This is a genomic window from Lyngbya confervoides BDU141951, assembly GCF_000817775.3.
Lineage (GTDB): Bacteria > Cyanobacteriota > Cyanobacteriia > Thermosynechococcales > Thermosynechococcaceae > Lyngbya > Lyngbya confervoides.
Window position 1 is genome coordinate 1 of record NZ_JTHE03000112.1, and the last position, 13445, is coordinate 13445.

The following is a 13445-nucleotide window of genomic DNA, read 5'->3' on the forward strand; positions in this document are numbered from 1 at the left end:
GCAAAGATAGAGGATGCAATGAGCAATCGGGTCAACATTTTCTTTGCTCTCAATTTTTCTTCCAGCTTAGCGCTTGGGTTGCGCAACCTACTGATCGCTTCATCTCTCAATGCTCGAGGCACGGGGTGCCCTAGGTAACACTGAGTAAATTAAAAATCGTGGACATGTTCACCCACGTTTCGCACCTCTATGGTTAAAGTCGCAACCTCCCTGGCAACCCCTACCGGTAGCGTAAGCCTTGATACTCTGCTGGTAGCGGTTTTAGTTTTGTAAACCGCTATATTTAGACCCTACCTGCGAAACGTAGGCTGTAAGCTTGTTCCTAAAAAGATTTCAAGCATTCCGATTGACACACCTCCTAGCAGTCCTGATAGAGCAAAATGCTATATATCAACATAGATTTTTAGAGCTTTGTGACTTTTGAGACAAAGTGGATTTGCACTAAAGTGAATTACAGCATTTGCACTATTTATCTTTTATGTTTTTGAACTTTGTTATCATGGAGCGAATATTTCCAGCTTCAGTCCTTTGTTTACAGCGCTTTTGAGCATCCTTGACAACCCGATTCAAAACTGAATCTTTGGATACGGTTTGAGTAAATAAGGCTTCGAAAAGAGTCTCAGGAGTAATTTTATTTTTCTTACAGAAAATCTGAACTTCCTCAAGAAGATCCTCTTCGATTCGTAATCCAAGCTTCTTGCTCGCGATCGCAGGATAAGCCGCAAGCTTCTTCTCTAGATCCGCAAGATAACTCTCATTTGCCGTGGAGTCCGGCAAGGGGATTTCTTCTGCGTCGGCGATCGCATCTTCTGTCTGGAGTGGATCGGGACGGATGGGGACAACAATACTGGGATCCGATTGCTCTCTTTTAATTTTGTCCATTAAGCCCATGACTACGCAGCCTCCTCACTCACTACATTGGTGTACTCTCCCAAAAAATCTTTAATTAACTCAACAATGCGGTCAACAGGATACTCCAGCTCGGGCTTACCCAAATCCCGTGGCAAAACCTGCTCATTGATTGCCGTCTTATAAATTTCACTTTCAAGAATGTGCGGCAACATCTGGTCTTCACCCATGATGGAGGCCATCACCCCCATACTTTCCTTCGTTTGTCCCGTTGGATTTAAGCCAACCCACTTTGCTCGAAAGGGAATGCAGCCCAGCAGCTTTCCCTGCGTCACGGACTGATAACTCTCAACAAGCTCTTTCGTGCGCTGTAAAGATTGCACACCCTTCACGTTTGCTTCTGCTGGAATCACCCAGAAATCCGCACAGCCCATTGAAGTTAACGCCAAGTGCGATCGCTCCGGTGGGGGATCCACAATAATCACCCCAAAATTATTGACAACCTTATCATCGTCGTCCTCACCGACCTGATGCAGGCGATCGCGTAACACTCGAATGCTGATGGGAGAAGCCGCCAGAAAATGATTAGCCCCTTCCAAGAAGTTGTTGGCGGGGATCAGAAAAAGATTTTCTTCATTGGGGACTTCGTGGATCGCGGTATACAGCGGAACTTTACTAGCAGGTTGGGTAATCACATCTAAAAGCGTGGGACGCCCCTCCTGAATCTCTACCCCCAAAAACGCAGTCAAAGAGGCTTGGGGATCCGCATCAATAAAGAGGACAGGCACGCCTTTTCTGGCTAATACTCTCCCCAACATCATCGCGACTGTTGTTTTTCCCTGACCACCTGCTAGACCCAGAGGACATACAACCTTTGCTACATGGACCATTGATACCTATGCTCACTACTTCAATAGAGACATCACTCAATAAAACATTGCCATATTAAGCACAAAGCAGTATAGAGTCAATACAATTTATAACAAAATGTTTATTGTGGCTTTGCAGATTATCACTATAGCTACATTTAACTTTGTAGACAAAGCTTTAAAAACACTTCTGCAGAAGCCCTAAGAAACCTACCGAGCATGGATCAGAGTTTAAGACCTCTGGGGCGTTTGATGCTCTGTTTCTGCGATTTTAGGGTTGAGTAGTCTGAGGTGATCGCTTGCATTTTATCGGCGATCGCATTGAGAACCGTCACATCTTTTTGCGTCAGATTAGAGGGACTGAGCGGTGGGCGATCGCTTTTAGGAAGGATCTCTACATCTCCAGAGGCAGCACGGCGATAAATATAATCACGACTTTGAAAAGACGTCGTGCCATCGGTTTGCAGATCCCCATAAACATCAAGCATCCTCGAAACGTTCGGGATCACAAACTCATCCCAGTATTTTTGAGTAATGGATGAAGAATGTCTAGATACCGCCTTTGCTTTACTGTCCTGCGGAGATTTTCGGGATTCTTGCTCTATCAGTGTTGGGACAAATGCAATTTCCTGTAGCTGATCCTCAGTAAGACGATTTTCTCCCGAACAAATCGCAAATAACTGAGATGGCGTGAAGGGTTGCCCTGTCTGAGGATTAAGGAGATGCTGAGCCAAAACCATAATGTTGCCGGCATTCGGTGCCACCAGACGATCATCCACTGTGGATCTGAGATTCGAGACCCAATTTGATACAGAGCTCTGCCCTACTCCCGCTTTTCTTGCAAAATCGAGCTGATTCAGACCACTCTGAGCCACAGCCCTCTCAAGAATCCGAGAAAACTGGATAATTCCATCACGGGGGAAATAAGGCTCTCTAGGCATCGCTTAATAAAAAAATCCAACGGGGCTTGACGTCACACTAGAGACCTCTTAGTATTGTTTCAACCAATCGAATGGTTAATCCTTTGAGCTGATCTCAACTTTAGCTTAACCGACGTTGCTTTGAAAGCCTGCACAAGTAGGCAAATCTGCTTGTTGACCTCTGTTCAGCAACAATCTGTTGCCAACTATAATCAATCATTGAAGGAGAACAAAACACAACCGTGGAACCTACGTCTACTCAGAAAACTTTTATAGGCAAGGCTAAACATCAGAGGGAACCTAGCTCGCTCATCAGCTGGTGTCTTCAATCCTTCAAGACAAGTGAATGCGTGAGCCCGGTCTCCAGCTCAGTCATTCGGATATCAGAAGGGAAGCGAGAAATACAAAATATTGCAAAGTCCGAAAACCTCTGCCGAACCCCTCATTGTCAAGTATTCTGAGATTTAGCAGCTTTCAAGTTCAGTGTGTCAGGGTTTGCAACATGAACGTTTAAATGATTGTTTAAACTACAGCCAACTAAGCCCCTGTGCCCTAGAACTAGACCCTAAGGAGGTGAAATAAAATGCCAGTATTAACGTAGTTAGAATTCATCATGGGGATTTAACGTCAATCTCTAAGACTTAAAGCTTCTGTTTGGCGACCGAGATTTTAAGTCCTGAGATTCCCCCAGACGAGCACGTCTCTAACGTGCGGAGTCAGTGTTGACCCGTATTCAGACGGTGCAGATGTTACGAGTCTAACACTGCACGGATTGTGCTGCAAATTTTTGCAGCCTTATAGATACATCTTTTTGAAAGGAAAATCACCCGTGTCAGTTCTCATTCAAGAGGAGACACTCAATTCCGAGCATTTTCTGGAATTAAGTGTCGAAAGCGGCATTAACCCTGAGTTAATTGCCCTAAATTTTCAATCCATGAGCGGAGATCGGGTCTATGACTCTCTCTGTTCCTCTCCCAACATCAAACGACTCAACACCGGTCGATTGCCTCAGTGGGTGATGACCCTGATGGAACAACCCGAGCAGGGCGGCTGGTGGTGCTCCGGCCTTGACCCCCTCGATGACTGGAAAGACATGTGGTGGGGCTGCTTCAAACCCGATACCCCCCGACTCGAAAAGCCGAAAGGCTTTGACCCGGATGCCAAACCCAAAGCCATCAAATACGAGCATCCCCTGAAAACCAAAACCCGTGCTTTTTTCCTGCGGGTGCCAGACTCGATTTGGGAGGCGATCGCCCAGCGTCACGGCCTGATCATCCGAGACTCAGACCGCGAACTCGGGTTCTGGCAGTGGGTGTGGGAGCATCCCAGCATTCCGGTCCTGGTCACCGAAGGGGTCAAAAAAGCCGCCTGTTTGCTGTCTAACGGCTACGCAGCGATCGCCCTACCGGGAATTTCCATGGGGTACCGGGCCATCAAGAATGAAAGCGGTACGGTTCTGAGACGAGAGCTGATCCCCGAGCTGCAGCACTTTGCCACCCTGGGGCGGGAATTTATCTTTTGCTTTGACCATGAGACCAAGCAAAAGACCATCCAGTCGGTTAATACCAACCTGGGCATCACCGCCAGCTTGCTCACAAAATCCGCCAGCCAGGTCAAAGTCATTCAGCTCCCCGGACCCCAAAAAGGCGTCGATGACTTCATCGTGGCCCAGGGCGCGGAAGCCTTTGACGCTTGCTATCAGCAGGCCATTTCCGTCGATGAATGGCAATCGCATCAGCCTCACCTGCTGACCTATACGCCTACGGTTGTTGTGAATCAGCGCTACCTGGGTGAGCTAGACCTTCCAAACTCAGGACTCGCCCTGATTAAATCTCCGAAGGGCACCGGGAAGACCACGGCCCTGGAAAAGCGCATTGATGATGCCACCCAAGAGGGGCGGCGCTGTCTGGTCATCAGTCACCGAATTCAGCTGGGGCGCGGGATTTGCGCCAAGCTGGGGATCAATTATATCGATGAGGTTCGCGAGTCAGAGACCGGCGGCATGTTCGGCTACGGGCTCTGCATCGACAGTCTGCATCCCGACTCCCAAGCTCGCTTTAATCCTCACGATTGGAAAGGGGCGATTATCGTTCTCGATGAGGTGGAACAGGTCCTCTGGCATGTTCTGAATTCCTCCACCTGCTACCACACTCGGGTTGCCATCCTCAAAACCCTGAAAACGTTGATTGAGGTGGTGATTAAATCCGAGGGATTAATCATCGCGCAAGATGCAGACCTCTCGGACCTGAGCGTGGACTACCTGCTCGCCCTGGCCAATACCAAGCTGGATCCCTGGCTCCTGGTCAACCAATACAAACCGGAAAACGGCTGGGATGTCTATTTCTACGAAACCCCGGATCCCAGTCCCGTGGTGGGCAAGATCTTATCCCTGCTTCAGGACGACAAACGCTGCTACGTCGCCCTCGATGCCCAAAAAGCTAAATCTCGCTGGGGCAGCAAAAATCTGGAGTCCTATCTCGCCAAGAAATTCCCAGAGAAAAAGATTCTGCGCATCGATAGCGAAACGGTCTGTGACCCGGAAAGTGCAGCCTACGGCATTATCGACCATTTGAATGAAGACCTGCTCAATTACGACATCGTAATTGCGACCCCCTCCCTGGGCACCGGCGTTTCCATTGATGTTAAAGGCCATTTCCATGCGGTCTTTGGCATTTACCAGGGAGCGATTCCCAGCACAGAGATTCGTCAGGCGATCGCTCGGGTGCGAGAAGAGGTGCCGCGCTACGTCTGGGCCAAGACCTTCAGCGCTTGCAAGGTGGGCAACGGCAGTTTGCACTACCGCAACTTGCTGAAGTCGGTGCAGCAGTTTGTGAAACGCACCATCGTCATGCTCAAGGATGTGGACTTCAACGTGGATGCCGCCAGCGATCCGATTTCCCTACGCACCTGGGCCAAGATGGCTGCGCGGGTGAATGGCTCGATGCAGCGCTACCGCGAATCGCTACGGGCTGGATTGATTGAAGAGGGGCATACCCTGTATTCAATGGGGACGGACCCCAACCCCGATGGCTCCAAAAAGATTAAGCAGGACATCACCGAAGAGCGAGACACCAATCGCCAATCCGAAGCCCAGGCGATCGCTGACGCACCAGAGATTGACCCCATTGAAGCCGCTAGGCTCAAAGACAAACGTGCAAAAACCGATGAAGAACGACGCATGTACGCTAAACACGATTTACAAACCCGCTACGGCATTGATGTCACCGCCGAACTCAAGCTCAAACACGACGACGGATGGTACCGGAAACTGCAGCTGCACTATTTCCTCACCCACGATCCACAGCAGGTTCGTGACCGGGATAAAACCCACCTATCGGGCCACATCGAGCGGGGCGGTGGGCAGATCTGCCTGCAGGATATGCGATTGCTCACGGGCAAGGTGGAAGCCCTGAAAATCTTCAAAATCGAAACCTTTATGGATCCAGATCGGCTGCTGAGGAAAACCGATGAGGATCTCATTGCCTTTCAAAATCTGGCATTTCAGTATCGCAACGACATCAAAACGGTGTTGGGCTTCCGAGTGTCGGATAACGCCAACCCGATTCAGGTGTTAGGGATGTTCCTCAATAGCCTGGGCCTGAAGCTGGAGTGCGTCAAACGGGAGGTGCTCAAAGACGGATCTCGCCAGCGGGTCTATCGCTACCTTCTGCCCCACGATGGCCGCGAACAGGTTTTTGCCTTTTGGAAAGAACAAGCCGAGCGTCCACAGGCCGATATAACAGATCAAACAAATGCAGCGAGTGGTCAGATGGCCGCTTAATTGAGGAGATTTAACAGAATGTCCGTGCGTTATTGGGAGCAGCAGCTCCTAACCCATTTCAAAAATAATTCCCCTGAACTCTATGTCTCCCTCCAAAACTCTAAGGATGGGGCCGAAATTCTGGAATCCATTAGCCAGGCTGCCCAACGAGCCTATGAGACGCTTGTCTGCCAGTACCTGGCCTCCGGGTCTCAGCAAAAATCTGCAGAAGCCTTTGCTGAAAGTGAGGTGATGCAGCAATTCATTCTCTCCGTCGAGGCAAGCACGCTGGGCATACCGGAAGAACCGGAAGAGGACATGGACCCGGACTATCTCGAATTTTTGAATGGATTGAGCTAGGGGTGACAGGTGGGAAATTTTCAATTTAGTCCTGATTTCAAGCTTCCCCAGGGCGCGAAGCGGCGAGCGATCGCCAACATCCAGGCGATTAGACTCCTGAAAGACCTGGAGAAACAAGGGCGGCCCGCGACAGAGGAAGAACAGGTTGTGCTGGCGAAGTATGTGGGATGGGGCGGCCTCCCGCAAATCTTTAATCCAGAGCCTCAGGATTCCTGGCAAGGTGTTGCGACTGAGCTTCGGGAGGTGTTGGAGCGCGATGAGTATGACGCGGCATTTGAGAGCGTGCTCAATGCCCATTACACTCGTCCAGAAGTAATCCGCGAACTCTACCAAGGTCTTCAACAGCTTGGATTCTCCGGGGGGCGAATTCTGGAACCTTCGCTGGGGACTGGGAACTTCTTAGGCCATCTGCCGATGGAGCTTTCCCGCCAATCTCAGGTGACCGGAATTGAGCTGGATTCGATTACGGGGCGAATTGCCCAGCAGCTTTACCCAGACCATGAAATCTATGTGCAGGGATTTCAAGAGACCCCGCTGCCCAAGGATTCCTTTGACCTAGCAATCTCCAATGTGCCGTTTGGGGACTACAAAATTGCAGATCCGGAGTACGATGCGCTCAATCTGAGAATTCACAACTATTTCTTCGCTCGTTCCCTGGACCGGGTGAGACCCGGTGGTTTGGTCGCATTCATCACCAGCACCGGAACTCTGCAATCAAAATCAGGCAAAGGCTTCCGCGTTTGGCTAGCGGAGCGGGCTAACCTGGTCGGTGCAATGCGATTGCCTGGAGAGGTTTTCAAAGAGACCGCTGGAACGGAAGTGACCACGGATCTCATCATCCTTCAAAAACTTGCGCCTGATATCCCATCTCAGGAGCAGCGTTGGATTGATCTAGCGGACACCTCGATTCAAGATGCTGACGGCAACGTATTGCAGACGAATGAATACTATATCCATCACCCCGAGATGATGTTGGGGGAGCTGGCCGACGATAAACTTCATCCCGGTCGTCTGGCATTAGTCTCCGACGGGCAAGAGATTGGCGAGGCTATGCAGAAAGCCTTCAAGTCTCTGCCCCGCAATCTCTATCGACGCAACTTTTTTCTTGACCTTCCCATTGAAAGGACAGAATTTAGGCTTCCGGTCTCCCCGGACTGTCCCATTAAGCAATTTGGCTATGGCGTCCAGGACGATGAACTGTGGCAACGACGCGGTGATTGGCTGTATCCAGCGAATCTGCGTGGCAAGACCACCGAGCGTGTGAAGGGCATGATTCAGGTGCGTGATGCTGTTCAACAGGTTTTCGAGGTGCAGTTGCAGGGGGGGAGTGACGATGAGCTGCAAGCAGCCCAAGTCATTCTCAATCAGACCTACGATGACTTTGTGCAACGGCTGGGTCGTCTTTCTGAGACTGCCAACATCCGAGCTTTCCAGGAAGACCCCGATGCACAGTTGCTCATCGCGCTAGAGCAACTCAACAAAGAAACCGGTGAGCTGGAAAAAACCGATGTTTTTTCAGAACGAACGGTTCGACCCCGACTGATTAAGCGTTCTGCCGAAACGCCTCAAGAAGCTTTGCTGAGTTCGCTGAACGAATATGGTTCAGTGGTTCCGGGGTATATGGCCCAGCTCCTGGGAGAACGGGAGCAAGATGCCTTAGCAGCTTTGGTTCAACAGAAGCTGGTTTTCCAAGACCCCACCTCATTCCGCTGGCTGACCGAAGACGAGTATCTATCGGGAGAGGTGCGTCGAAAGTTAGCGATCGCCCAGACTGCCGCTCAATCAGATCCGCGCTTTCAGGTTAATGTTGAAGCGCTGCAATCCGTTCAGCCTCGTGACCTGGGACCGGGTGAAATTGAAGTGAGGTTAGGAGCCCCCTGGATTCCCACGGAGGTGATCGCGGACTTTGCCCAGGACTTGCTGGAAGTAAGAGCTGAAGACGCCAAGATCGAAGTCTCCCACAGCAGCGAATATGCGGTGTGGGCCATTGAGTTTCCCTATCAGCTGCGCTCAAATGCCCGGAACAATTCGGTCTATGGCACCAGCGAGATCACGGCTTTGGAGTTAATCGAGCTGTCGCTGAACTTGAAAGATGCTGCAGTTTACCAGAACAATCCTGACGGCACCCGCAGTATCGATACGCAGCCCACGCTGGCTGCACGGCTGAAGCAGCAGCAAGTTCAGGATCAGTTTAAGATCTGGATTTGGCAGGACTTTGAGCGTTCTGAAAAGCTGTGCCAGCTCTACAACGAGCTGTATAACGGGAGCGTCGTGCGCCAGTTTCGCAATCCAAATCTGGAGATGCCGGGGTCGAGTGCAGAGATTGAGCTGCGCCCCCATCAAAAGGACGCGGTATGGCGAATCTTGCAATCTGACGCGAGCTTATTGGCCCATGTTGTGGGAGCTGGCAAGACCTTCACCATGATCGCGGGTGCGTTGGAGCTGCGTCGGCTGAACCTTGCCCAGAAACCGATGATTGTGGTGCCAAACCACATGCTGGGCCAGTTTACCCGTGAGCTGTATCAGCTGTACCCGAATGCTAAGGTGCTGGCTCCCACCGAAAAAGACACGCAGAAAAATAAGCGCAAGCAGCTCATGGCCCGGATCGCCACCGGTGATTGGGATGCGGTGATTGTCACCCACTCTGCTTTTACCCGGCTCCCAGTCTCCAAAGCAGAACAAAGGAAATACCTCCAGGATCAGCTGGACGAGCTGAACCAGATCTTGGGCGAGCGCGAAACCCGTCGTGGGAATGGGGTAGTCAAACAGCTGGCGCGGGAACGACAAAAGCTCAAACAGCAACTTGCCAAGGTAAACCAGTCGAACAAAGATGATGGTGTCACGTTTGAACAACTGGGAATTGATGCCCTGTTCGTGGATGAAGCCCACTTCTGGAAAAACCTCGGTCGTGCGTCAAAGCTGCGGAACATCGCTGGGTTGAGCAATACAAACTCCCAACGAGCCATGGATGCGCTGATCAAAACCCGGCTGGTCCGTCGTCGGGGTGGGCGGCTCATCTTCGCAACTGGAACACCCATCAGCAACAGTATTGCTGAGATGTACACCATGCAGCGCTTCCTGCAGCCTGAGACCCTGAAAGAAAAGAAGATCAACAGCTTTGATGCCTGGGTGGGGAACTTTGCCGAGAAAGTGACGGCCCCTGAAATTGACCCAACAGGGCGCTTCAAGACCAAGACCCGTCTGACGCGATTTACCAATGTCCCAGAGCTGATGACGCTGTTTCGGGATGTGGCTGATATCAGAACCGCCGAACAACTGAAACTCCCCCGCCCGGAGGCGGAGCGCTTCACCCTGGCCTGTGGTGCTTCTCCGCTGCAGCTGCAGTACATGACCCGACTCATAGAACGGGCCGAGGCTGTGGCGGCCAAGCGCGTCGAGCCCGATGAAGACAACATGCTGTGGGTGACCACGGACGGACGGCGAGCAGCGCTGGACCCGCGTTTGATTGCCCCCCAACTACCCGATTATCCTCACAGTAAGGTGAATCAGGCGATCGCTAATATTCATGCGATTTGGCAAGCCACGGCGAAACAGCAGCTCACTCAGATGGTGTTTTGCGATATGGGAACCCCGAAGCAGGGGAAGGAAGATGAGCCAGTGCCCTTCAGCGTGTATCAGCATATTCGCGCTGGATTAATTCATCGTGGGGTTCCCGCCGAAGACATTGCTTTTATCCACGATGCGGCTACTTCGAAGGATAAAGAGCTTCTGTATACGCGGCTGCGGGAAGGGCAAACACGCATCTTGCTGGGATCCACCGAGAAATGTGGAGTCGGCATGAATATTCAGACTCGCTTGATAGCCGAACACCATCTGGATCCGCCGTGGCGGCCTGCCGACATTGAGCAGCGGGAAGGGCGAATTTTACGTCAGGGAAACCAGAACCCCCAGGTGATGATTCTTACCTACGTCACCCAGGGCCGAGACGGTCAGCTAGGCTTTGACTCTTACTCTTGGCAAACCCTGGCTCGAAAAGCGGAAATGGTGGCTCAGGTGATGAACGGGGAAACGGCGGCCCGCTCTGTGGATGATATTTCCTCTCAGGCGCTGACTTTCGATGAGGTAAAAGCGATCGCCACGGGGAATCTCTTAATTATTGAAAAGGCCAATGTGGATAACCGGGTCAGTGAGCTGGCCCGTTATCAGCAGGTCTTTATGAATGAGCGGTATACGGCCCAGCGGCAGTTGAATGTATTGCCTGGTGTGATTGCTGACTATCAAGAGAAAATCCGCCGGTATCAGCAGGACCTGACCCTGCGCCAGCCCACCCAGGGGGATGCCTTTCACATCAGCATTGGCTCAAAGGTCTACCGCAAGCGCAAGGAAGCCGGTGCGATTTTACTCAGCTTCATGCACCAGGCGATCGCCAGCGGTAAGACTGGGACGCAAACCTTGGGCCAGTTTGCCGGTTTTGAACTGGCGGCTCGTGTGACAGGGTGGGGGGGTACTTTCCAACTGCGATCGCCCAGCAGTACGGTCTACGAACCTGAGATGAGAGATACGCCCCAGTCCTTGATGCGTAGCTTTGAATCGACGTTGGATAAAATTCCTGACTTTCTGTATCTGGCCGAGCAAAAGCTAGCGCAGTCCGAAGCCAGTCTGGCTACGCTTTCCCAGGAAATCGATAAACCCTTCGAATATGAGCAGGAATACCAGCAGCAGCTGCAGCGTCAGTTTGAAATTAACAAGGAATTGGGGCTTTTCAAGGATGACGAGCAAGGCGTCAGCGATCCATCCGTTGAGACGGAACAGGAGCAGGATTTAAAGTCCGAGGATCAACAAACCTTTGTCGATCTAGAGTCCCTGGCCTCCAGCGATCGCGATTGGGACTGGAATGCGGTGGAAATGGACTGGGAACATGATGCGGTGTGTGCCCCTTCTCCTGAGGTGCAGGCGGCGATCGCTCAACTCTTTGATAATGAAGCGCTAGAACGGGATGCAGTCTCTGAAGACCAACCTGAAAAGGGGTTACAGGAACTGGTTGATTCAGATGCCGAGATTCCAGTGGATGAGAATACCCTGAATCGCCTTCGCTGTTGGTATTTTTATGCCCAGGCACTGGAGCGACCGTACCTGGACCGCATTCAGGAGGTGGGTCAGGAATTTAAGCAGGGGGTGCCACTGTCAGAGCAGGCCATCCACACGATGGAGGAAGATAAATCGACCTACTCACAAGCGATCGCCCAAATGATCCGGGATGCTCATCAGATTTTGAATGCTGTGGGTCAATCCCTTGCTAACGAGCGGGTGTATGCAGGACAGACCTATGCTCTCTCCTGCTCATCGGGCGGAGAATTGACAGTGATCAAGCAAGGTCGAGATGTGATTTTGCGAGCGACTGCTTTCCATGTCACTTCTACAAAGGCAGTCAAACAAGACTTTCAGGCTTTTCAGCAGTTTTGCGAGCATTTGAATAAATCCCAAGTTCGAAAAGCCTCAATCAATGCCAACTAGGGCGATTTGTGCTGTTTCAGCATTGTAAAAGCCCGTGATAGATTATCTATTTTTAGGAGCAAGATAATTCATCTTATAATTAATAAGATAAAACTTTGAGTAGCCATGAAAACCAAAATTACGGTGACTGTGGATAAGGACCTACTGCAGGATTTGGAGCAATACGAGCATCAAAGTCGTTCAGAACTCGTAGAGTCAGCCATGCGATTTTACAAGCGACATTTAATTGACCGTCAGCTACAGCAGTTTTACTCTCAGCATCAGGAATCCTCTGAAGAAGAAACTTGGACTGAGATTGCCACTGAGAACTTAGAGGCTGCGTTCGCAGATGATTGAGCAAGGAGAAATTTATCTGTGTAAAGCTGTAAAGTCCGCAGGAGACTCGAAAAAGAGACCTGCTTTGGTGGTGTCCGAAAACTACAGAAATCAATATAGTTCTACTGTCTTGGTCGTTCCGTTCACAACCCACCAAGGTCCACAGGCTCCAACTCGCATTTTTGTCCCCAAAGGAGAAGGAGGTCTGAATCAAAACTCGCTTGCCTTGTGCGATCGCATCACAACGGTGAAGAAGATCCTTCTAGAGCGGGGACCCTATGGCAACAAGGTGACCCCAGAGATTTTGCATCAGATTCAAGAAGGAATCATGATTGCTATCGGCGTTTACTAGGCGATCGCCGATGACCTTGGCCTACCGATGGCGAAGCTGAACAACACGGATTCCCAAAAGCTGCTGCATGAGCTGGAGTCTCGGCACTCCCAGCGGCATCATGGTGAGGTGGATCAGCGATCGCTGTTTTAAGGCGTGGGGCGATTGACCGTAGAATTCGCTTACTGGGTGGCGGTGACAATTCTTGAAAGCCTGTAATCATATGGGTTGGGTTCACATGCGGATAGGTGCGATCGCTAGGGTGCGGTGATCCGGCTGGCCGGTCATTTGGGTGAGGTATTGTGTTGGGTAATCAACGGATTACGGATCTGGCTTTAGGCGAAGGGCGATCGCTGAGTGCAAAAGATGCGAACATAAAAGACCTCCTAGAAAATGCAGGGTAATCGCACCTTAATCGAGTGCTTACATTGATAGGCTGAGGGATAAAATCAGTGGGTTAATGCGGGTTTACTCAGGCCTACGGCCCCTTCATTATCGGATATTCGGGTTAATTACCTCCTAACGAAAGCAGTTGACTTTATCTCAGGGTGACTATCGTGTTGGTC

At 51.0% G+C, this 13445-nt stretch carries 8 protein-coding genes; 5 read left to right on the forward strand and 3 right to left on the reverse strand.

The window, feature by feature from the left end; translation table 11 throughout:
* Nucleotides 1-465: 465 nt before the first annotated feature.
* The 3 genes from QQ91_RS19965 to QQ91_RS19975 all read right to left on the reverse strand — a co-directional run bounded on the left by QQ91_RS19965 (nucleotide 466) and on the right by QQ91_RS19975 (nucleotide 2593).
* Entirely contained in the window at nucleotides 466-891 is a 426-nt protein-coding gene (locus tag QQ91_RS19965; RefSeq protein ID WP_166283458.1) for a carboxysome distribution maintenance protein McdB, read from the reverse strand.
* A 2-nt stretch (nucleotides 892-893) separates the two neighbouring features.
* Complete coding sequence (locus tag QQ91_RS19970; protein ID WP_166283460.1) at nucleotides 894-1739, reverse strand: ParA family protein; 846 nt, start codon at nucleotides 1737-1739, stop codon at nucleotides 894-896.
* A 203-nt stretch (nucleotides 1740-1942) separates the two neighbouring features.
* Nucleotides 1943-2593, reverse strand: a complete 651-nt coding sequence (locus QQ91_RS19975) for a helix-turn-helix domain-containing protein (RefSeq protein ID WP_250833420.1) — start codon at nucleotides 2591-2593, stop codon at nucleotides 1943-1945.
* Between the two features lie 874 nt (nucleotides 2594-3467).
* Here QQ91_RS19975 and QQ91_RS19980 point away from each other — a divergent pair.
* The 5 genes from QQ91_RS19980 (at nucleotide 3468) to QQ91_RS20000 (ending at nucleotide 12900) form a co-directional block, all read left to right on the forward strand.
* Nucleotides 3468-6419 carry a plasmid replication protein, CyRepA1 family gene (locus QQ91_RS19980; RefSeq protein ID WP_166283464.1) on the forward strand — a complete coding sequence of 984 codons (2952 nt, stop codon included), beginning with the start codon at nucleotides 3468-3470 and terminating at the stop codon, nucleotides 6417-6419.
* An 18-nt stretch (nucleotides 6420-6437) separates the two neighbouring features.
* On the forward strand, nucleotides 6438-6758 hold the full coding sequence (locus tag QQ91_RS19985) for a hypothetical protein (RefSeq protein WP_166283466.1): 321 nt from the start codon (nucleotides 6438-6440) through the stop codon (nucleotides 6756-6758).
* Between the two features lie 9 nt (nucleotides 6759-6767).
* A complete protein-coding gene (locus tag QQ91_RS19990; protein WP_166283468.1) occupies nucleotides 6768-12233 on the forward strand; it encodes a helicase-like domain-containing protein in 5466 nt (1821 codons plus the stop codon).
* A 105-nt stretch (nucleotides 12234-12338) separates the two neighbouring features.
* Nucleotides 12339-12569 carry a DUF8778 family protein gene (locus QQ91_RS19995; RefSeq protein ID WP_166283470.1) on the forward strand — a complete coding sequence of 77 codons (231 nt, stop codon included), beginning with the start codon at nucleotides 12339-12341 and terminating at the stop codon, nucleotides 12567-12569.
* The gene (locus QQ91_RS20000) at nucleotides 12562-12900 is read left to right on the forward strand and encodes a type II toxin-antitoxin system PemK/MazF family toxin (RefSeq protein WP_166283472.1); all 339 of its coding nucleotides are present in this window, start codon (nucleotides 12562-12564) and stop codon (nucleotides 12898-12900) included. Before QQ91_RS19995 ends, QQ91_RS20000 begins: the two co-directional genes overlap by 8 nt.
* The last annotated feature ends 545 nt before the right edge of the window (nucleotides 12901-13445 follow it).

What these genes read in the sequence shown, in the direction of transcription:
- QQ91_RS19965 (WP_166283458.1), bottom strand. Translation starts at nt 891, where the DNA reads ATGGGCTTAATGGACAAAATTAAAAGAGAGCAATCGGATCCCAGTATT.
- QQ91_RS19970 (WP_166283460.1), bottom strand. Translation starts at nt 1,739, where the DNA reads ATGGTCCATGTAGCAAAGGTTGTATGTCCTCTGGGTCTAGCAGGTGGT.
- QQ91_RS19985 (WP_166283466.1), top strand. Translation starts at nt 6,438, where the DNA reads ATGTCCGTGCGTTATTGGGAGCAGCAGCTCCTAACCCATTTCAAAAAT.
- QQ91_RS19995 (WP_166283470.1), top strand. Translation starts at nt 12,339, where the DNA reads ATGAAAACCAAAATTACGGTGACTGTGGATAAGGACCTACTGCAGGAT.
- QQ91_RS20000 (WP_166283472.1), top strand. Translation starts at nt 12,562, where the DNA reads ATGATTGAGCAAGGAGAAATTTATCTGTGTAAAGCTGTAAAGTCCGCA.